Source organism: [Clostridium] saccharolyticum WM1 (assembly GCF_000144625.1).
Classification (GTDB): domain Bacteria; phylum Bacillota; class Clostridia; order Lachnospirales; family Lachnospiraceae; genus Lacrimispora; species Lacrimispora saccharolytica.
The window spans coordinates 1,173,906-1,195,959 of record NC_014376.1; the positions used below are offsets into that span (position 1 = coordinate 1,173,906).

16 protein-coding genes and 2 pseudogenes are annotated in these 22,054 nt (G+C 46.7%); 16 read left to right on the plus strand and 2 right to left on the minus strand.

Features of this window, described 5'->3' with window-relative positions:
* Positions 1-142: 142 nt before the first annotated feature.
* The 11 genes and pseudogenes from CLOSA_RS05555 to CLOSA_RS05605 all read left to right on the plus strand — a co-directional run bounded on the left by CLOSA_RS05555 (position 143) and on the right by CLOSA_RS05605 (position 13,576).
* Positions 143-1,639 (plus strand): putative glycoside hydrolase, encoded by a 1,497-nt coding sequence (locus CLOSA_RS05555; protein WP_013271792.1) that lies wholly within the window; start codon positions 143-145, stop codon positions 1,637-1,639.
* Between the two features lie 15 nt (positions 1,640-1,654).
* On the plus strand, positions 1,655-2,221 hold the full coding sequence (locus tag CLOSA_RS05560) for a DUF1653 domain-containing protein (protein ID WP_013271793.1): 567 nt from the start codon (positions 1,655-1,657) through the stop codon (positions 2,219-2,221).
* A gap of 9 nt (positions 2,222-2,230) precedes the next feature.
* Entirely contained in the window at positions 2,231-4,102 is a 1,872-nt protein-coding gene (gene uvrC, locus CLOSA_RS05565) for an excinuclease ABC subunit UvrC (RefSeq protein ID WP_013271794.1), read from the plus strand.
* Between the two features lie 63 nt (positions 4,103-4,165).
* On the plus strand, positions 4,166-5,098 hold the full coding sequence (hprK, locus tag CLOSA_RS05570; RefSeq protein ID WP_013271795.1) for an HPr(Ser) kinase/phosphatase: 933 nt from the start codon (positions 4,166-4,168) through the stop codon (positions 5,096-5,098).
* Between the two features lie 8 nt (positions 5,099-5,106).
* Complete coding sequence (murB, locus tag CLOSA_RS05575) at positions 5,107-6,018, plus strand: UDP-N-acetylmuramate dehydrogenase (protein ID WP_013271796.1); 912 nt, start codon at positions 5,107-5,109, stop codon at positions 6,016-6,018.
* Positions 6,019-6,037: 19 nt separating this feature from the next.
* Positions 6,038-6,919 (plus strand): RNase adapter RapZ, encoded by an 882-nt coding sequence (gene rapZ / locus CLOSA_RS05580; protein ID WP_013271797.1) that lies wholly within the window; start codon positions 6,038-6,040, stop codon positions 6,917-6,919.
* Between the two features lie 2 nt (positions 6,920-6,921).
* Positions 6,922-7,890 (plus strand): DNA-binding protein WhiA, encoded by a 969-nt coding sequence (whiA, locus tag CLOSA_RS05585; protein ID WP_013271798.1) that lies wholly within the window; start codon positions 6,922-6,924, stop codon positions 7,888-7,890.
* Between the two features lie 29 nt (positions 7,891-7,919).
* Positions 7,920-8,176 (plus strand): annotated as a pseudogene (locus CLOSA_RS05590) (HPr family phosphocarrier protein).
* Between the two features lie 280 nt (positions 8,177-8,456).
* Positions 8,457-11,939: a DNA polymerase III subunit alpha gene (locus CLOSA_RS05595; RefSeq protein ID WP_013271800.1), complete on the plus strand. Its 3,483-nt coding sequence runs from the start codon at positions 8,457-8,459 to the stop codon at positions 11,937-11,939.
* Between the two features lie 64 nt (positions 11,940-12,003).
* Positions 12,004-12,978: a 6-phosphofructokinase gene (pfkA, locus tag CLOSA_RS05600; RefSeq protein ID WP_013271801.1), complete on the plus strand. Its 975-nt coding sequence runs from the start codon at positions 12,004-12,006 to the stop codon at positions 12,976-12,978.
* A 4-nt stretch (positions 12,979-12,982) separates the two neighbouring features.
* Positions 12,983-13,576, plus strand: coding sequence for a lactate utilization protein (locus CLOSA_RS05605; protein WP_013271802.1), 594 nt, complete (start codon positions 12,983-12,985; stop codon positions 13,574-13,576).
* 267 nt (positions 13,577-13,843) lie between these two features.
* Here CLOSA_RS05605 and CLOSA_RS05610 read toward each other — a convergent pair whose 3' ends face one another.
* Together CLOSA_RS05610 and CLOSA_RS05615 are read right to left on the minus strand one after the other, a co-directional pair.
* On the minus strand, positions 13,844-15,334 hold the full coding sequence (locus CLOSA_RS05610; RefSeq protein WP_013271803.1) for a tagaturonate reductase: 1,491 nt from the start codon (positions 15,332-15,334) through the stop codon (positions 13,844-13,846).
* 82 nt (positions 15,335-15,416) lie between these two features.
* On the minus strand, positions 15,417-16,898 hold the full coding sequence (locus CLOSA_RS05615; protein WP_013271804.1) for a UxaA family hydrolase: 1,482 nt from the start codon (positions 16,896-16,898) through the stop codon (positions 15,417-15,419).
* A 277-nt stretch (positions 16,899-17,175) separates the two neighbouring features.
* Here CLOSA_RS05615 and CLOSA_RS05620 point away from each other — a divergent pair, with 277 nt between their 5' ends.
* The 5 genes and pseudogenes from CLOSA_RS05620 to lysS form a co-directional block, all read left to right on the plus strand.
* A complete protein-coding gene (locus tag CLOSA_RS05620; RefSeq protein WP_013271805.1) occupies positions 17,176-18,183 on the plus strand; it encodes a LacI family DNA-binding transcriptional regulator in 1,008 nt (335 codons plus the stop codon).
* Between the two features lie 235 nt (positions 18,184-18,418).
* Positions 18,419-18,775, plus strand: a complete 357-nt coding sequence (locus CLOSA_RS05625; protein WP_013271806.1) for a DUF6145 family protein — start codon at positions 18,419-18,421, stop codon at positions 18,773-18,775.
* A complete protein-coding gene (gene dusB, locus CLOSA_RS05630) occupies positions 18,772-19,752 on the plus strand; it encodes a tRNA dihydrouridine synthase DusB (RefSeq protein WP_013271807.1) in 981 nt (326 codons plus the stop codon). Before CLOSA_RS05625 ends, dusB begins: the two co-directional genes overlap by 4 nt.
* 97 nt (positions 19,753-19,849) lie before the next feature.
* A complete protein-coding gene (greA, locus tag CLOSA_RS05635; protein ID WP_013271808.1) occupies positions 19,850-20,332 on the plus strand; it encodes a transcription elongation factor GreA in 483 nt (160 codons plus the stop codon).
* A gap of 116 nt (positions 20,333-20,448) precedes the next feature.
* Positions 20,449-21,945 (plus strand): annotated as a pseudogene (lysS, locus tag CLOSA_RS05640) (lysine--tRNA ligase); the annotation flags it as partial.
* Positions 21,946-22,054: the final 109 nt, after the last annotated feature.

The window sequence follows — 22,054 nt, forward strand, 5'->3', positions numbered from 1 at the left end:
GCTTATGAAATAAGAGGTTTATAAATAAGGGCTGCATCCGGGGAATGTAATTTATATTGGAAAATTTTACAAAATGTGGTAAAATGTTAAATATTTATTACATGAAACACCTGAAACCATAAAGAAAGTGAACGGGAGTATTATGAAAAGATGGCTTTTGACAGTGATTGCATTTTCGTTGGTGGCCTCCGGATGCAGCCGGTATAAGGGAATTTCCCAGCCTTCCGAGACAGACAGCAAAACAGAAGAATCTCGGCAGAGTACAGAAGAATCCGTACAGAACACAGAGGTAGAAGCTGGTCAGCTTCCCATGGAAGTATCTGCCGAGCCGGGAAAAAAGCCGGTAAAGGTAAAGGGAATCTATATTTCCGGCTATATGGCTGGTTCTGAGGGACTCCAGGCAATTTTGGACAAGATCCAGGGGACGGAGATCAATACGGTTGTCATTGACGTAAAGAATGACGACGGAAGGATCACCTTTGCAATGGATGACGCACCTACGGTGAATGAGATCGGTGCCACAGAAAAGTACATCAAGGATATTGACAGCCTGATGGCCCAGTTAAAGGCCAGGGGGCTTTATACCATTGCCCGGGTGGTGGCCTTCCGGGATCCATACCTGGCAGAGAAAAAGCCGGATTGGGGGCTTAAGAACAAGGATGGAAGTCTGCACAGGGACAACAAGGGGCTTGCCTGGGTTAATCCTTACCGTACGGAAGTATGGGACTACCTGGTGGAGGTAGGAGCAGAAGCCGCCAATGCCGGGTTTGATGAGATCCAGTTTGACTATATCCGGTTCGCCACGGACAGTTCCATGAAACAGGTGGCATTCCTTGAGGCTGATACCAGGGGCCGCTCCAAAACAGACATTATTACGGAATTCATCCAGTATGCCTATGAAAAGCTGTCTTCACACAATGTTTTTGTTTCTGCCGATGTGTTTGGCACCATCATCGGGAGCAGGGTTGATGCGGAGGCCGTGGGCCAGATCTATCATGAGATGGCCTGTCATCTGGATTATATATGTCCCATGATCTACCCTTCTCATTACGGAGACGGAAACTTTGGCATCGATCATCCGGATACGGAGCCTTACCGTACCATCCGTGCAGCGTTGAAGCTGTCAAAGCAGGATTTAGATTCCGCAAGAGAAGAGGGAAGACCCCAGGCCATTGTCCGTCCCTGGCTGCAGGATTTTACCGCTTCTTATCTGCAGCACCATATCCCTTACGGGGCTAAGGAGATCCGGGCGCAGATTCAGGCGGTGTATGATGCGGGCTACGATGAGTGGATCCTATGGAGTGCATCCAACCGGTATACCTGGGAGGGCCTCCTGACCGATGAGGCAGCCAAAGAGGAAGCAGAGAGTCTTGCCCGGGTGAGAGAAACAGAGGAAACCTCTTCTGCGGCCTACTCCGGAACAAAGGAGCCGCAGTCAGAAGCAACTCCGCGGCAGTCAGAAACAAGAGAGCCTCAATCTGCGGAACAGACGGAGGGAAAAGAGGAGAAAGCCAAAAAGAGTCTTGAGGAAAGCACAGCAGAGGCAGAAACCCGGCCGGAGACGAAGGCGGATAATAAAAAGAAACCCAGAACCAAGCCAGATGTGGTCATAGTGACTACAGGAGGCTCAAGAAATTAGGAAGTGAGGGAAGCCATGGACAGAAAGCCCAGACCAGGAGATTTCTACCGGCATTTTAAAGATAAGATGTACCAGGTGATCGCTGTTGCAGTTCATACGGAAACTGAGGAAGAGATGGTGGTTTATCAGGCTCTCTACGGATCCTTTGGGATCTATGTCCGCCCGCTGGCCTTATTTCTCAGTGAGGTGGACAAGGAGAAGTATCCTCAGGTAAAGCAGAAATACAGGTTTGAAAAGGTGGACATGGGTTTGGTACAGCCTGAAAAAGGGCCATGTACGGTAACAACAGAAAAAAAGAACGAAGAAAATATGGGGAACAGTGGCCAGAGTCAAGGGAACCCGTCTTCGGCTCCTAACCCTCGGGAAAATAAAAATCTTCTTGCATTTCTTGATGCCGGGACGTATCATGAGAAGCTGGAGGTTCTTGAAGATCGGAAAGACCGTTTTTCCGCAGAAGAGCTGCTGGCTATCTGCGAGATCATGGAAATCGGAAGACCGGATTCTGAACCGGAGGAGAAATATTATGCAGTGAAGAGGTACTTAGAGCTGCAGAATAAATACGAGGGAGCAAGATTGAGGTGATTTGTTTCAGTGGACCACAGGTCATTTAATATAGAAGAAGAATTAAAAAAATTACCGTCCCAGCCTGGAGTGTATCTTATGCACGACAAGAGGGACGAAATTATCTATGTAGGAAAAGCCATCAGTTTAAAAAACAGGGTCAGGCAGTACTTTCAAAGCAGCAGAAATAAGACCGCAAAAATCGAGCAAATGGTGTCCAGGATCGCCAGGTTTGAATACATTATAACAGACTCTGAGCTGGAAGCCCTTGTGCTGGAGTGCAATCTCATCAAGGAACACCGTCCCCGTTACAATACCATGCTAAAGGACGATAAGACCTATCCCTATATCAAGGTAACGGTGTATGAAGACTATCCCAGGATCTTGTTTTCCAGGGACATGAAAAAGGATAAAAGTAAGTATTTCGGGCCGTATACCAGCGCAGGAGCAGTGAAGGATACCATAGAAATGATCCATAAGCTTTACCAGATCAGGACCTGCAACCGGAACTTGCCAAGAGACATCGGAAAGGAACGGCCCTGCTTGAATTACCATATCAAGCAGTGCTCCGCCCCCTGTCAGAATTATATCAGCAAGGAAGAATACTGGAAATCCATTCACAGGGCCCTGGATTTTTTAGGCGGGAAATACGGTCCTGTCATAAAGATGCTGGAAGAAAAGATGCAGGCGGCATCGGAAGAGATGGACTATGAGAAAGCCATTGAGTGCCGGGATTTATTAAACAGCGTAAGGCAGATTGCCCAGAAGCAGAAGATCACGGACAGCGGCATGGAAGACCGGGATATCATTGCAATGGCAAAGGATGAAAAGGATGCCGTTGTTTCTGTATTTTTTGTCCGGGAAGGCAGGCTCATCGGCCGGGAGCATTTCCATGTAAGCATAGCAACCGCAGAAGATAACAGCCAGATCCTCACCAGCTTTGTAAAACAGTTTTATGCAGGAACTCCTTTTATTCCCAAGGAACTGTGGATACAGACCGGTCTTGAGGATGAAGGCGTCATAGGGGAATGGCTCTCTGGAAAACGGGGGCAGAAGGTGAAGATCGTGGTACCGCGGAAAGGCCAGAAGGAGCGCCTGGTGGAGCTGGCGGAAAAAAATGCGGTTTTGGTGCTTTCCCAGGATAAGGAAAAGATAAAACGGGAAGAGCTTCGCACCGTGGGTGCGATGAATGAGGTGGGAGACTGGCTTGGACTTAAGGGCATCAAGAGGATTGAGGCCTTTGATATTTCCAATATAAGCGGCTTTGAGTCTGTTGGCTCCATGATCGTCTACGAAGACGGGAAACCCAAGCGGAATGATTACAGAAAATTCAAGATCAAATGGGTCAAGGGGGCCAATGACTACGCCTCTATGAACGAGGTGCTTACAAGAAGGTTTTCCCATGGCCTTAAGGAAGCGGAAAGCCTTAAGGAAAAGGGCGTGGATGAGGAGCTTGGAAGCTTCACCCGATTTCCAGATCTGATCATGATGGATGGCGGCCGGGGGCAGGTAAACATTGCTCTGGAGGTATTAAAGGAGCTGGACATTTCCATTCCTGTCTGCGGTATGGTTAAGGATGACAACCACCGGACCAGAGGTCTTTATTATAACAACGTGGAAATTCCCATTGACAGGCATTCCGAAGGTTTTAAGCTGGTCACCAGGATCCAGGATGAGGCCCATCGGTTTGCCATTGAATACCATAGAAGCTTAAGAAGCAAGGGACAGGTGAAATCCATTCTTGATGACATTCCTGGCATTGGCCCTAACAGGAGAAAAGCTCTGATGCGCCGGTTTAAGGGGCTGGAGGCCATAAAGGAAGCCACTCTGGAAGAGCTTTCCCAAACCCCTGGTATGAATGCTCTGGCGGCGAAGAGCGTTTACGAGTTCTTCCACATATAGCTTTTCAAAATACGAAATCTGTGTTAGTATGAAAAAAACAGATGGATAAAAGGAGCGTTCGCCATGCATGGAGTAGCCATAACAGATTTGATTAAGAAGATGAATTTCCGGAACATGACTCCGGAGATTGATGCGGAAAAAATTGTGCTCAGCCATCCGGATGTCAACCGTCCGGCTTTGCAGCTGGCAGGATTTTTTGATCATTTTGACAACGAACGGGTGCAGATCATCGGTTATGTGGAGCAGGAATACATCAATCAGATGAATCATGAGAGAAAGCTTGAGATGTACGACAAGCTTTTATCCAGCCAGATCCCATGCCTGGTATACAGCCGGAGCCAGGCTCCTGATGAAGATATGCTGGCGTTTTGCAATCATTACGGTGTCCCATGCCTTGTGTCAGATAAGACCACATCAGATCTCATGGCAGAGGTCATCCGCTGGCTTAAGGTGAAGCTGGCGCCATGCATCAGCATTCACGGGGTTTTGGTGGATGTGTTCGGTGAAGGTGTGCTGATCATGGGAGAGAGCGGGATCGGGAAAAGCGAGGCGGCGCTGGAACTTATAAAAAGAGGTCACCGTCTTGTGACCGATGACGTAGTGGAGATCCGCAAGGTTAGCGATGAGACGCTGATTGGAAGTGCCCCGGAGATTACCAGGCATTTTATTGAATTAAGAGGCATCGGCATCATTGATGTCAAGACTCTCTTCGGTGTGGAGAGCGTAAAGGACACCCAGTCCATTGATATGGTGATCAAGCTGGAGGACTGGGATAGGGATAAGGAATACGACAGAATGGGAATTGAAGACCAGTATACGGAATTTCTGGGAAACCGGGTGGTATGTCACTCCATTCCGGTACGTCCCGGGCGTAATCTGGCCATTATCGTTGAATCTGCTGCCGTCAATTACAGACAAAAGAAGATGGGGTACAACGCGGCTCAGGAATTATACAACCGCGTCCAGGCAAACCTTTCAAGAAAACAGGATGATTGAGGTGTCTGATGACTGGATTTTATGAAAAACTTCTTGGTGCAGCCGATAAGGACCATATAAAAATTGGGGAAGAGATGCGAAAGCATACCTCGTTCCGGGTGGGCGGCCCTGCCGCCTGCTTTGTGATTCCGGCAGATGAGACAGAGCTAAGCGGGGTTATGGCACTCTGCCGTGAGGAAGAGGTACCTTTTTTCATACTGGGCAATGGAAGCAATCTTCTGGTTGGGGATGAAGGCTTTGACGGAGTGGTCATTTCCATGGATAGCTTCTGCAGTTGTCAGGTGAATAAGGAAACAGGGATTGTAACGGCCGGAGCCGGAGCGTCCCTGAAACGGATTGCACAGGAAGCTTATAAGGCTTCATTGACCGGCTTTGAGTTTGCAGCCGGAATCCCGGGCACCCTTGGGGGGGCCGTGGTGATGAACGCCGGAGCCTATGGTTCGGAGATGAAGGAAGTTCTTAAGTCTGTCAGAGTTATGACAGCCGGTGGAGAAGTGCGGGATCTGCCCGCTGACCAGCTTTCCTTGGGATACCGGACCAGTTGCATTATACCGAAGCAGTATGTTGTGCTGGAAGCAAGGATCCGTTTAAGAGATGGGGATGAGGTTTCCATTAAAAACCGGATGGATGAACTGGCAGGCAGAAGAAGAGAAAAGCAGCCTTTGGAATATCCAAGTGCTGGAAGTACTTTTAAGAGGCCGGAGGGGTATTTTGCCGGCAAGCTCATAGAGGAGGCAGGCTTAAGAGGATTTTCTCTTGGAGGTGCCCAGGTATCGGAGAAGCACTGCGGATTTGTCATAAACAAGGATCACGCCACTGCTGCTGATATCAGAGACCTGTGTGAAGAGGTGAAAAAAAGGGTATTTAAGAATTCCGGAGTGGCTCTTGAGATGGAGGTAAAGACGCTGGGGAAGTTTTAGCGGTGCAAAGGAGAATAATGTGAGGCTAGTCATTGTAACAGGCATGTCAGGTGCAGGAAAGACCCAGGCACTTAAGATGCTGGAGGACATGGGATTTTATTGCGTGGATAATTTACCCATTCCCCTGATTGAAACATTTGCGGAGCTGACTTTAAGCAATCAGGCAGGAATCCGGAACGCGGCTTTGGGGATCGATATCCGAAGCGGAGAGGATTTATCGGTATTAAACCGGATTTTTGATGAGTGGTCAAGAAACCGGGTACCCTTTGAAATACTCTTCCTGGATGCGGGGGATGAAACTTTGATCAAGCGCTATAAGGAAACCAGAAGAGCCCATCCCCTGGCGGCAGGAGGCAGGATTGACAGCGGGATCGAAAAAGAACGGGCAAAACTTGCGTTTTTAAAGGAAGTAGCGGATTATATCATTGATACCAGCCGACTTCTTACAAAGGAACTCAGGCAGGAATTGGAAAAAATATTTGTGAACCAGGAATCTTACCGGAATTTGTTTATCACCATTCTTTCTTTTGGGTTCAAGTATGGAATCCCATCGGATGCAGATCTGGTATTTGATGTAAGGTTCCTGCCAAATCCCTACTATTCAGAGGAGCTGCGGCCCAAAACCGGAGAAGAAAAAGAAGTGCGGGACTATGTGATGCAGCATGGGACCGCTGCCCTGTTTTTAGACAAGCTATACGACCTGCTGGAGTTTTTGATTCCCAATTATGTTTTGGAAGGAAAAAATCAGCTGGTGATTGCAATTGGCTGTACAGGAGGGAAACACCGGTCGGTCACCATTGCCAGGTCTGTTTACGACAGATTTAAGTCCAGGGAAGAATTTGGGATTAAGATGGAGCACCGGGACATCGACAAGGATAATATACGGAAAAGGATGGTCTAGACATGTCATTTTCTTCCAAATTAAAAGAAGAGCTTTCCAGACAAATCAGTCCGGCAAGGCATTGCCAGATCGCAGAGATGGCCGCAATCATTAGTCTCTGCGGAAAAATAATCATATCGGAAGACGACCGTTATACGATCAAAATAAATACGGAAAATGTGGCAGTTGCAAGAAAGTACTTTACATTATTGAAAAAAACATTTAATATAAGTACTGATGTGTCCATTAGAAGAAATGCTTATTTAAATAAAAACCGTACCTATACGGTGACCATCCGGGAGCATGAAGAAGCGATCCGGGTTTTACACGCCACAAAGCTTCTTGATGAAAACGGGGAAATCGGGGAAAACTTAAATCTTGTCCGGAATGTGGTCATCCAGCAGTCCTGCTGCAGAAGAGCATTCATCCGGGGGGCATTTCTCTCATCCGGGTCTTTAAGTGATCCTGAGAAGTTCTACCATTTTGAAATTGTATGTGCCACTGAGGCAAAAGCGGAACAGTTGAAGTCTATAATTGCAACCTTTGACCTTGAAGCAAAAATTGTGAAGAGAAAGCGCTATTTTGTGGTATATATAAAAGAAGGAAGCCAGATCGTAGATATCCTGAATGTTATGGAAGCGCCGGTGGCATTGATGGAGCTTGAGAATATCAGGATATTAAAAGACATGCGAAACAGTGTGAACCGACAGGTCAACTGTGAGACTGCCAATATTAATAAAACGGTATCAGCTGCGGTAAAGCAGATAGAAGATATAACTTATATCAGAGATACAATCGGACTTGATAATCTACCGGACAATCTAAGTGAAATTGCCAGGGAACGATTGGATAGGCCGGAAGCAACATTAAAAGAGCTTGGAGAAGCTCTGGACCCTCCTGTAGGCAAATCAGGAGTAAACCACCGACTTAGAAAGCTTTGCGACCTGGCAGGGCGGCTGCGCGGGACAGGCGCGAGCGGCGGGATGGAATAGATCCGTTCATAGGAATGAGGAGGATAATTATGGTAAGAAAAACAGTCACCGTTGAACTTGCATCAGGATTAGAGGCAAGACCAGTTGCTATGCTGGTTCAGGTTGCCAGCCAGTATGAGAGCAACATTTATGTTGAAATTGATTCCAAGAGAGTCAATGCAAAGAGTATTATGGGCATGATGACTTTGGGACTTGCGGCGGAGAACAGATTACGATCACTGCGGATGGAACCGATGAGGAACAGGCGATTTCCGAAATCGAAAAATACTTAAGTAATCATGAATGATATGTGAAAAATACTGTGTTTTCGAGGCGGAGGCTCTGACAAGGGAGGCTCCGCTTCTTATATGTTCTCATGAAATGAAGGACAAATGGTTTTCCGTCTTATTCATTTGTGATACAATAGAAGAAAGCGTCTATTAACGTACTGCATTCGCCGATTGCCGCATTGCGGCACTTGGCTCATTGCTTTTATGGAATACGGTTCCCGAAAGCGATGAACGGTAGATTCGCAGGCTGCTCTGCGGATTTACGGCATACACAGGTAAAAAAGAAGGGAAAAACAGATGGCATTTACACATTTACACGTCCATACGGAATACAGCCTGTTAGATGGCTCCTGCAAGATAAAAGAGCTTGTGGCCAGAGCAAAGGAGCTTGGAATGGACAGCATGGCCATAACAGACCATGGGGTGATGTACGGCGTCATTGATTTTTACAGGGCGGCCAGGGAGGTGGGAATAAAGCCCATCATCGGATGTGAGGTATATGTGACATCCGGATCCAGGTTTGACCGGGAAACTGCCGGCGGCGAAGACCGGTATTATCATCTGGTTTTATTGGCGGAGAACAACCAGGGCTATCAGAACCTGATGAAGATTGTTTCAAAGGGCTTTGTGGATGGATTTTATTATAAACCGAGAGTGGATTATGAGGTTTTAAGGGAATACAGCGAAGGGATTATTGCATTAAGCGCCTGCCTGGCGGGAGAGGTACAGAGACTGGTGAGCCGCGGCCTGTATGAAAAAGGCATGGAAGCAGCCCTTCGCTATCAGGAGATATTCGGGAAGGAAAATTTCTTCCTGGAGCTTCAGGATCACGGAATCCCGGCCCAAAACACGGTAAACCAGGGCCTTCTGCGGATGAGCCATGAAACCGGAATCCAGCTGGTAGCCACCAATGATATCCACTATACCTATGCGGAGGATGCCACGCCCCATGACATCCTGTTATGCATCCAGACCGGAAAAAAGGTGGCTGATGAGAACCGTATGCGTTATGAGGGCGGTCAGTATTACTGCAAATCAGAGGATGAGATGCGGACGCTTTTCTCCTATGCAGGAGAAGCCATTGACAACACCCACAGGATTGCAGAGCGCTGCAATGTGGAAATTGAGTTTGGCGTGACCAAGCTGCCCAAGTATGATGTTCCGGAAGGCTATGATTCCTGGTCGTATTTAAACAAGCTTTGCCTGGATGGCTTTCACCGTCATTATCCCCTGGATGACGGAACATTAAAGGAGAGACTTGACTATGAGCTGGACGTCATTCACTCCATGGGATATGTGGACTATTTCCTGATTGTCTGGGATTTCATCCATTATGCCAGATCACAGGACATCATCGTGGGGCCTGGCCGGGGCTCTGCGGCCGGAAGCATTGTATCCTACTGCCTGGGGATTACCAACATTGATCCGATCCGCTACAATCTGCTGTTCGAGCGGTTCTTGAATCCGGAGCGGATTTCCATGCCGGATATTGATGTTGATTTCTGCTTTGAACGGCGCCAGGAAGTCATTGACTATGTAGTTCAGAAATACGGCAAGGATCAGGTGGTTCAGATCGTGACCTTTGGTACCCTGGCAGCCAAAGGTGTGGTGAGAGACGTGGGAAGGGTACTGGACATGTCCTATGCCCGGTGCGATTCCATAGCAAAGATGATTCCTGGAGACCTTGGAATGACCCTTGAAAAGGCCTTAAGGCAAAGCCCTGACTTAAGAAATGCGTACGAGGGGGACCCTGAGGTAAAGTACCTTATTGATATGTCCATGCGTCTGGAGGGACTGCCCAGGCATACATCCATGCATGCGGCCGGTGTCGTGATCAGCAGGACCTCTGTTGATGAATATGTTCCCCTTTCCAGGGCAGCGGACGGAACCATTACCACGCAGTTTCCCATGACGACACTGGAAGAACTGGGACTTTTAAAAATGGATTTCCTGGGGCTCCGGACTCTGACGGTTATCCAGAATGCGGTGAAAGCTATAGAAAAAAACAGGAATTTAAGTCTGGATATGGACCGGATCGATTATAATGATAAGGCAGTCTTGGATTCCATTGGCACCGGAAGGGATGACGGGGTGTTCCAGTTGGAAAGCTCCGGTATGAAGAGCTTTATGAAGGAGCTGAAGCCGGAGAGCCTGGAAGATATCATTGCCGGAATCTCTCTTTACCGTCCGGGCCCCATGGATTTTATTCCCAAGTATTTAAAAGGAAAAAACGACCGGAGTTCCATTACTTATGAATGCAAACAGCTGGAACCGATCTTAAATCCCACCTATGGCTGTATCGTATACCAGGAGCAGGTCATGCAGATCGTAAGGGATTTGGCCGGCTATACCATGGGACGCAGTGACCTGGTGCGCAGAGCGATGTCCAAGAAGAAGACCTATGTCATGGAAAAGGAGCGGCAGAATTTTGTCTATGGCAATCCGGAGGAAGAGGTAACAGGATGCATCTCCAATGGAATTGATGAAAAAATCGCTAACCAGATTTATGATGAAATGATCGATTTTGCCAAATATGCCTTTAACAAGTCTCATGCGGCAGCTTATGCAGTGGTATCTTATCAGACTGCCTTCCTAAAGTATTATTACCCTGAGGAATTTATGGCAGCTCTTCTTACTTCGGTTATGGATAATGTTTCAAAGGTATCGGAATATATATTAAGCTGCAGACAGATGGGGATACCGATCCTTCCACCGGATATCAATGAAGGGGAAAGCGGATTTTCCGTTTCAGGAAGATCCATCCGCTATGGCCTGTCAGCCATTAAGAGCGTTGGAAAATCTGTGGTGGAGCTTATCGTGGCAGAACGGGAACAAAATGGTCTGTTTCACGATATGGAAGACTTTATTGACCGTATGAGCAATAAAGAGGTCAATAAAAGAACTCTGGAAAATTTCATAAAATCCGGAGCTTTGGATACTCTCCCAGGTACAAGGAAGCAAAAGCTTCTGACCGCACCGGAGCTTTTGGAGCAGAGAAGCAAGGAACGGAAGAACACCATGGAAGGCCAGATGACTCTGTTTGATATTGCAGGAGAAGAAGAAAAGACTCATTTTCAGGTCACCTTCCCTGATGTGGGGGAATTCTTAAAGGAAGACCTTCTGGCATTTGAAAAAGAGACTCTTGGCATTTATTTAAGCGGCCATCCAATGGAAGCCTATGAAACCACCTGGAGGAACCATATCACCGCAACTACGATTGAGTTTGTAGTGGACGAGGAAACAGGAAAGGCCGGTGTTCCGGATGGTTCCTACGTGACAGTGGGAGGCATGATTACCGGAAAGACCGTAAAGACTACCAGAAACAACAAAATGATGGCATTCATCACCCTGGAGGACCTGGCCGGAGCTGTGGAGGTGATCGTATTTCCAAAGGATTATGAAAGCAAAAGAGAACTTTTTGCGGAAGATTCCAAGGTATTCATTCAGGGAAGAGTATCGGTGGGAGAGGATCCGGTAGGAAAGCTGATCTGTGAGCGTGTGATCCCATTTTCAGCCCTGCCCAAGGAACTGTGGCTGAAGTTTCCTGATAAGGAATCCTATATGGCAGTGGAAAAGGAGATCTTAGATGATTTAAAGGAATCGGAAGGCGATGATTCTGTCATTATTTATCTGGAAAAAGAGCGTGCCAGAAAGGTTCTGCCGTCCAACAGGAACGTCAATGCGGCAGACGGACTCATCAATTTCCTGATAAAAAAACTTGGTGAAAAAAATGTCAGACTTGTAGAAAAAAAACTTGAAAAGATTGGTAAAATGAATTAGAATACAACGTGTATGCAATGAGAAACCTACTAAATAGATATCCGTGAAACAGGAGGAAGCTACTATGGCAAAACAAGTGAAAACTATCGGCGTATTAACCAGCGGCGGCGATGCACCAGGTATGAATGCTGCGATCCGTGCTATTGTCAGGACTGCAATCCATAAGGGATTGGAAGTAAAGGGGATCATGAGGGGATACGCAGGCCTTCTGCAGGAAGAAATCGTTGATATGAACAGCACCAGTGTATCCGATATCATCCATCGCGGCGGAACCGTTTTATATACAGCCAGATGCCAGGAGTTTACCACTGCCGATGGGCAGAAGAAAGGCGCCGAGATCTGCAGAAAGCATAATATTGACGGCATAGTGGTGATTGGAGGAGACGGTTCCTTCCGGGGAGCAGGAAAGCTTTCTGCCCTTGGGATCAATACCATCGGACTTCCCGGAACCATTGATTTAGATATTGCCTGTACCGATTATACCATTGGCTTTGATACAGCTGTCAACACAGCCATGGAGGCCATTGACAAGGTACGGGATACATCCACTTCCCATGAACGCTGCAGCATCATTGAGGTAATGGGACGTAATGCAGGGTATATTGCTCTTTGGTGCGGTTTTGCCAACGGTGCAGAAGACATCCTCTTGCCGGAGCGCTATGACGGGGATGAGCAGGCCCTCATTAACCGTATTATTGAGAACAGAAAGAGGGGCAAAAAGCACCACATCATCATCAATGCAGAGGGGATCGGCCACTCTTCCTCCATGGCTAAGCGGATTGAAGCGGCAACAGGCATTGAGACCAGAGCCACCATACTGGGCCACATGCAGAGGGGCGGCGCACCTACCTGTAAGGACCGTGTCTATGCTTCTATTATGGGCGCAAAGGCAGTGGAACTTCTTTGTGAGGGAAAGAGCAACCGTGTAATCGGCTATAAGCATGGAGAGTTCGTAGATTTCGATATTCAGGAAGCCCTTAGTATGACAAAGGATATTCCGGAAGACCAGTTTCAGATCTCAAAGATGCTTGTAAGGTAATATTATGGAATATACATCAATCAGGAAAAATTTTGAAAAGCACGGATTTTCCACACAGCTTTTCCGGACAAAAGAAGAAGCCCGGGATTATCTTGTGGAAATCCTACATAATCAGACCATTGGATTTGGCGGAAGTGTGACCCTTCTGGAGATGGGACTATATGAAGCGCTGCAGCAGAACAATGCCGTGGTATGGCACAATAAAGTACCTTCCAGAGATGTAAGGCGTATGGCCGGTTGTGCAAACATCTATATAACCAGTGCCAATGCAGTAACGGAAGCGGGACAGATCGTAAATATTGATGGGACGGGAAACCGTGTTGCCATGACCTCTTTCGGGCCCCAGACCTGTTACTATGTAGTGGGCAGGAATAAAATTACCCCGAACCTGGATGAAGCCGTCTTCCGGTGCAGGAATGTGGCAGCCCCGCAAAACGCCAGGAGAATCAATGCAAAGACGCCTTGTGCCATAAATGGAGACAAGTGCTATGACTGCAATAGTCCCGGCCGGATCTGCCGCATTACAACTGTCATTGACAGGGCTCCTATGGGCATGAACTGCGAAATCATTTTTGTGGATGAGGCATTGGGATTTTAATATCAGAAAACAGGCGGGAGCAAACGGGATTTTCAGTAAATCCCCGGCTGCATCTCGCCCTTTTTTTAAGCGGGGAAGATGACCTTTGAGGACAGCAGGCCGGATATTGCAGAGTGGTCGAGGAAATTTCTTGAGAATTATGGCTGCTAAGAAGAGATACAAAAAAGAAACCGGATCCTTATTCAGGATTTCCGGTTTCTTTTTATCTTTAACGTTATATTCCATGAATCAAAGGTGCTTCCCTGTATAAAGTAACGGCCATATTGATCAATGGGAACATTCCTTCATCACTTCATATGTGCCTTTTTCTTTTATGGCCCTTAAATAGCCGGCAACGGCCTCTTCAAATCCTGGAATTTTACTTAAATCCTCATCCCAGAAGTCATCATTGGTGCAAACCGCATGTACAAAGGAAGCTGTGTCATCATCCTTGTGGTCATAGAAGAACTGAAGAACCGGCTTATCATCTTTGACCGTGTATTCATCACCGGCGGGACGTGCAGCAACAAGGCCATCCTCTGTAAGGTTCCTTCCATGATAGAATGCGAGGTAGAATGCAAAGGAAGCTGTTATGCATTTTGGCAGAGCGCCGGTCTTTTCCACATATGCCTTAAGGGAAGGCATAACCCGGGCTTTCCATTTGGAGGTAGAATTTAAGGAAATGGACAACAGGGCATGATCAATAAATGGGTTCTTAAAACGCTCTGCAACAGAGGCTGCAAAACTCATTAATTCCTCTTTTGGCAGGGTCAGGGTTGGGATGATCTCATCGTAAATGGTCTTATTCATAAAGCTGCAGATCACTTCATCATCCATACAGTTACGGACAATGTCCTGCCCGGAAAGATAAGCACCTAATACAAAGGAGGTATGGGCGCCGTTTAAAATGCGGACCTTTCTCTGCTTATATGGTTTATGGTCGCTGCAGATGATAACAGGAAGTCCTGCTTCTTCAAATAAAAGCTCCTTCTTTAAGCTTTCCGGTCCTTCGATGACCCAGAAGCCAAAGATTTCTCCCGTATCAATGATGTTATCCTGATAGCCTAATTCTTCGCAGATGGCAGCAGCTTCATTTCTAGGATATCCGGTGACGATGCGGTCTACCAGAGTGGAGCAGAAGAGGTTCTCCTCTTTGATCCAGTCAATGAATTCCCCGCCCAGGTCCCATTGCCGGGCATAATTTAAAACACATTTCTCCAGTTCTTTTCCGTTGTTGTCGATCAGTTCACAGGAGAGAATGACAAAGCCTTTGCCGGCTTCCTTGCCAAAGGTTTCAAACCTTCTGTATAGGAACTGTGTCAGTTTCCCTGGGTAGCTGCCGGCCGGTACATCCGCAAACTGGCAGGAAGGATCATAGGTAATGCCTGCTTCCGTGGTATTGCAGGCAATATAACGCAGGTCAGGATTTTCCGCACAGGCCAATACTGCTTCATAATCCGTATAAGGATTTAAGCATCTGCTTACACAGGAAATCACACGCTTGTCATTCACTTTCTTCCCGTTTTCAAATCCCCGGAGGAAAAGGGTATAAAGTCCTTCCTGTTCATTGATCATATCTGCAAGTCCTGGTGCAATGGGCTGGCATAAAACAACTTTGGAGTTGAAACCGGTTTTTTCATTGAGAACATCAATAAAATAATCCACAAATGCCCTTAAGAAGTTTCCTTCCCCGAACTGCATGACCCGCTCCGGAGCATCCTGAAGCAGGTATCCGTCAAACCCAAGTTTTTCCAGTGTTGCATAACATAACTTTTCCATAAAATTTATCTCCTTTTTTCTTATTGCATGCATAGATATATGATGCTTTGGAAATCATAAACCGATTCCATAACACCGGATACTATAAGGTTACACCTTGCTTAAAGATAGCCATATCATGGAAGCCTGCCTCTTCGGATTTTACTTTTTTGCCGGAAGCTACCTCAATTACAAAATCAAAGAACTCATTTTTAAGAGTATCCATATCCGTATCTTCAACCAGTACGCCGCAGTTAAAATCGATCCAATGATTCTTTTTTGTGCTTAAGGCAGTATTGGTGGAAATCTTCATGGTGGGCACCGGACAGGCAAATGGGGTTCCCCGTCCTGTAGTAAACAGAACGATATGAGCGCCGGAAGCGGCCAGTGCCGTGGAAGCTACTAAGTCGTTGCCAGGAGCGCTTAAAAGATTTAAGCCCTTGGTACGCACCAGTTCCCCGTATTTCAATACATCCATGACAGGAGCGCTGCCGGATTTCTGTACACAGCCTAAGGATTTGTCTTCCAGAGTGGAAATACCCCCCTTTTTGTTGCCAGGGGAAGGATTTTCATAGATCGTCTGGTTATGGCTGGTAAAATAATTCTTAAAGTCATTGATCAGATCAACCGTTTTTTCAAAGGTTTCCTCATTCAGGCATCGGTTCATAAGTAGGGTTTCTGCTCCGAACATTTCCGGAACCTCTGTGAGAATGGTGGTCCCGCCTTTGGATACCAGCATATCGGAAAATGCCCCGACCGTGGGATTGGCTGTGATTCCGGATAAACCATCGGATCCCCCGCATTTCATACCAATTATAAGTTCACTGCAACTTATGGTTTCTCTGTGGAACGTACCAGCATATTCAGCAAGCTGTTCTATAAGCTCCATGGCATCTGCCATTTCATCTTCAGACTCCTGAGCTGCCAGGAATTTCACCCTGCGCTCATCGTAGGTGCCAATGTATGGTTTCAGCTCGGCAATGTTGCTGTTTTCACAGCCTAGTCCCAGAACCAGAACACCGCCCGCGTTAGGATGGTTGATTAAATCAGCCAGTATGGTCCTAGTGTACTCCTGGTCGTCACCCATCTGGGAACAGCCGTAGGGATGGGGGAAAGCGGAAACTTCGTCAATATTGCCTCCTGCGAGTTTTTTGGCCATACGCTCCAGCGCTGTGGCAATGTTATTGACACATCCAACCGTTGGAATGATCCAGATTTCATTGCGTACGCCCACTTTTCCGTCCGGTCTCCGGTAACCCTGAAAGAAGCGTTCGTCCGTGGGAGCGATTGCCGTTTCCTGCTTTTCATAGGTATAGGTCAGCATATCCCCCAAGCCTGTCTTTAAATTATGGGTGTGAATCCAGGCCCCTGTTTTAATGTTTTCCTTAGCCATGCCTATGGCGCAGCCGTATTTGATGACGGATGAGCCGGTAAGTATATCGGTGAGGGCAAATTTATGGCCCTGTGGGATATCTTCCAGGAGTGTAATAGTATTACCAGCGATCTCTGCGGCAGTGCCGGAAGTAAGCGGCTTTAATGCAACTGCAACATTATCTCCGGAATGAATTTTGATAAAATCCTGCATAAGCTCCCTTTCCTTTCTTAGTATCAAATCCAAGTGATACGTTTAATGTAAGTACTTACATTAAACATACACTAATTTTGTAAGGACGTCAATAGAGAAAGAAAAAAAGAGGGATTTCTTTTTATTTATAAGAAAAGGATATGGTTTTTCCATGAGTGAAATCAACAGAAAACAGTTGCTTTAGCGAAGGTTATCCTGTATAATAAATCGAGAAAAGTGTAAGCGCTTACGCTCACTTGACCTATGGAAAATTGATCATGCTAAAGGGACTACCAGGATGAACATTTATGATATTGCAGAGCTTGCAGGAGTTTCCATCGCTACCGTGTCTCGGGTGGTGAACGACAGCCCCCGTGTGAGTGAGAGAACAAAACAAAAGGTAAGAACGGTTATGGATGAGAACGGTTACACCCCCAATGTATTTGCCAGGGGTTTAGGGCTTGATTCCATGAAAATCATCGGCATTTTATGTCCGGATGTATCTGATGCCTATATGGCTACAGCGGTAGCTCATTTAGAGAGCCGTATGCACGAGCATGGTTATGACTGTATCTTGTGCTGCAGCGGATTTGAACAGTCCGTAAAGGAAAAATATGTCAGCCTTCTTCTTGAGAAGCGGATCGATGCATTAATAATGGTGGGTTCCACTTATGCCGGAACAGGAGAGGCGGATAAAAATACAAAGTATGTCCGGGATGCGGCAAAACAGGTTCCGGTTTTTTTAATTAATGGATATTTGGACTGCGAAAACGTATCCTGTGCCTATGGAGATGATTATCAGGCCACCTATCATGTAACCAGCCAGATGATTGAGACAGGACGGCGGAGGATTTTATTTCTCTGTGACTCCCGCTCCTACAGCGCAACTCAGAAGCTGGCGGGTTATGAGGCCGCTTTAAAAGCCAATGGACTTCCTGTGCTGGGTGATTTAAAGCTATATGTAAAAAACCGGATCCATACGGTAAGGGATATCCTTCTGGAACGACGTGACTTAAGGTTTGACAGTGTGTTGGCAACCGATGACGGTCTTGCCGTAGGAGCAATTAAATATGCCAATGCAAAGCTTTTAAAGATACCGGAAGATTTGTGTATTACCGGATTTAACAATTCAGCCCTGTCCATCTGCAGCGATCCTGAGCTTTCTTCCATTGACAACAGGGTAGAGGAGTTGTGCAACATTACGGTTGATAACATGATGAAGGCCCTGCTGGGAGAGAAAGCGGAGGTTACCAGGAATAATCGGATTCCCTGCCGGCTGATAAAAAGATGTACCACTGATTTTTGACCTATTGTCATTTCTTATTGTATATGCTAAAATATAGAGTCAGTAAAATTACAAATATCCAAGGGTATGGCTTCATGAACAGAGCGGTCTCCTGCCGAAAAAGCGGGGTGGGCTCTGCCAAACAGGGAAGCAATCACGAAACAGCCTGAGGGTATCTTTTTGCACCCGGTAAAGCGGGGGGGGGCTCTGCCCAAAGAGCATGGTCGATAATAAGGAAAGAGCGGTGGCAGAAACGATGGAGCATGATGGAGACAATGTGGTGCTTTGCGGCGCCAATTCCTATGAGCAGAAATATTATTTCAACCAGCAGTTTTCAAGCCTTCCAGAAAGCGTCAGGCAGGAGCTTCAGATTATGTGTGTGCTTTATACCGAAGACGTAGGGGGAATCCTTGTGCTGGAATATGACCAGGATGGTACCCTGGAATTTAAAGTAACGGCTGAAGAGGGAGATTACCTGTTTGATGAGATCGGAAGCGTACTGAAGATCAAACAGTACCGGAAAGAAAAAAGGGAACTTTTGGAAGCTTTGGAAATGTACTACCGGGTGTTTTATTTAGGAGAAGAATTGGAGGACGGAGAAAGAGATACGTGAAGCTTAGAATTGGAAATGTAACGTTGGACAACAACCTGATACTGGCACCCATGGCAGGAGTTACTGACCTGCCATTTCGTTTTCTATGCAGAGAGCAGGGCTGCGGTATGGCAGTCACGGAGATGGTCAGCGCCAAGGCGATTTTATATAAAAATAGAAATACGAATGAGCTGCTGAAGGTGGCCCCGGGAGAAGGTCCTGTAAGCCTCCAGCTGTTTGGTTCTGACCCGGAGATCATGGCGGATATCGCGGCCCAGGTGGAAGAAGGACCCTATGCATTCATTGACGTGAATATGGGCTGTCCCATGCCCAAGATCGTCAATAACGGGGAAGGTTCAGCGCTGATGAAGGATATAGGGCTTGCGGAGCGCATTTTGACTTCCATGGTAAAGGCGGTAAAAAAGCCTGTGACCGTAAAATTCAGAAAGGGCTTTACAGAAGAGGACTGCAATGCAGTGGAATTTGCCAAAATGGCGGAAAGCTGCGGGGTGGCTGCAGTGGCGGTTCACGGAAGGACCAGGGAGCAGTATTATTCTGGAACTGCGGACTGGACTATTATAAGGAAGGTAAAGGAAGCGGTAGCCATTCCTGTTATTGGAAACGGTGATGTATTTAAGCCGGAGGATGCAAAGGCTCTTATGGAAGAAACCGGCTGTGACGGGGTGATGATTGCCAGGGGAGCCAAGGGAAATCCCTGGATCTTTAAAAGGACCCTCCATTATCTGGAAACAGGAGAGCTGCTTTCCGGGCCGGACAGAGAGGAGATCAGTAAGATGATCATCCGTCACGGGGCCCTTGAAACAGAGCACAAAGGAGAGGCTGTGGCCATGCGTGAGATGCGCGGGCATATGGCATGGTATACGGCTGGACTGCCTCATTCCGCAAAGCTAAGAAACGATATAAACCAGGTGGGAACCATGGACGAATTAAGGAATTTTGCGGAAGAAAGGATCGGAAAAATCCGGTCGGAGAATTAAAATCAGGAATCGTTAACAATCTTGACATTTTCAGATGTTTACGCTATAATATCTGGAATGCGAATGAGCGAGTATGAAACCAGGAGGAATCAAAACCATGGTAGACAAGAAAAATATTTTAACCTACGAAGGCCTTAAAAAATACGAGGATGAGCTTCAGAATTTAAAGGTTGTAAAAAGAAAAGAGGTCGCCCAGAAGATTAAAGAAGCCAGAGAACAAGGTGATCTATCTGAAAACGCTGAGTATGATGCTGCAAAGGATGAGCAGAGAGACATAGAGCTGCGTATCGAAGAGCTGGAGAAGCTTCTTAAAAATGCAGAAGTAGTGGTTGAGGATGAGATTGATTTAGATAAGATAAACATTGGCTGCAAGGTAAAGGTCTACGATGTTGATGAGGACGAAGAGATGGAATTCAAAATCGTCGGTTCCACGGAGGCAAACAGCCTTCAGAATAAAATTTCCAACGAATCCCCGGTAGGTCATGCACTGATCGGAAGGAAGGTGGGAGATGTCGTAGACGTAGAGACACAGTCCGGAGTGATCCAGTATAAGGTGCTGGAAATCCAGAGAGTGTCTTAGGTATATTCTTTTACTGATCCAAGGGAAGCCCAGGCGGTACTTGGTATTTTCGCCGTTTGATGGGCCGTCTGGCATATCGGACTTCCTTAACATAGTTCACAAAGGAGTGGAAACAGGTGGCAGAACAGCAGAATCAAAACCAGAATCAGGTTATGGAAGAGGACTTAAACCATTTGCTGAAGGTCCGCCGGGAAAAGCTGGCAGAGCTCCAGGAGGCGGGAAAGGATCCGTTTCAAGTAACAAAGTACGATGTAACCGTACACAGCAGTGAGATTAAGGAACAATATGAAAAATGGGAAGGAAAAGAAGTATCCATTGCAGGACGCCTTATGTCAAAGCGGGTAATGGGGAAAGCTTCCTTTTGTAATGTACAGGATTTAAAGGGGAATATTCAGTCCTATGTGGCCAGAGACAGTATCGGCGAAGAGGAATACAAAGAATTTAAGAAGCTGGATATCGGTGATATCGTAGGAATTAAGGGAATTGCTTTTACAACAAAAACGGGTGAAATTTCCATCCACGCTGAGAGCGTTCACTTACTGACCAAGAGCCTTCAGATTCTGCCGGAGAAATTCCACGGCCTGACCAATACGGATATCCGTTATAGACAGAGATATGTGGATCTGATCATGAATCCTGAGGTAAGGGATACCTTTGTAAAGCGTTCCCAGGTCATCAAGGCCATCCGTGACCATCTGGATGCCCAGGGTTTCATGGAGGTAGAAACGCCAATGCTGGTTGCCAACGCTGGCGGCGCAGCAGCAAGACCATTTGAAACTCACTATAATGCCCTTGATGAGGATGTAAAGCTGCGCATTTCTCTTGAACTTTATTTAAAGAGGCTGATTGTAGGCGGCTTGGAAAGAGTCTACGAAATCGGACGGGTTTTCCGTAATGAAGGCGTAGATACCCGCCATAATCCGGAGTTTACCCTGATGGAATTATACCAGGCATATACCGATTACCACGGTATGATGGACCTTGTGGAGAACTTATTCCGTTCCGTTGCCCTTAAGGTCCTTGGAACGGCTGTGGTGAGCTATGACGGTGTGGAAATTGATTTGTCAAAGCCATTTGAGCGTATTACCATGGTAGACGCTTTGAAGAAATACAAAGACATTGATTTTACCGCCGTACGTACGGATGAAGAGGCAAAGGCTCTGGCAGACCAGTACCACGTGGAATATGAAGCCCGCCATAAAAAGGGCGATATTTTAAGCCTGCTTTTTGAGGAATTTGTTGAGGAGCATCTGGTTCAGCCTACCTTTATTATGGATCATCCGGTGGAGATCTCTCCTCTTACCAAGAAAAAGCCTGACGACCCGGATTACACGGAGCGTTTTGAGCTGTTCATCACAAAGAGGGAGATGGCAAATGCGTATTCGGAGTTAAATGATCCCCTGGATCAGATTGAACGCTTTAAGGCTCAGGAAGCACTTCTTGCGGCAGGAGACGATGAGGCGAATACCATGGATGATGATTTTGTAAATGCACTCATGATCGGTATGCCGCCGACCGGCGGGATTGGAATCGGGATTGACAGGTTTGTTATGCTGCTTACGGATTCTTATGCCATCAGGGATGTGCTGCTGTTCCCGACAATGAAGACCATAGAGAAGTAAGTGTCCTAAAAACCACAAGATGTAGCAACTACGACGCTTGACGACACTAAATATAGGTTTCCAATACTACAATTACAACTTTTTTACAACTTTTGCAGAG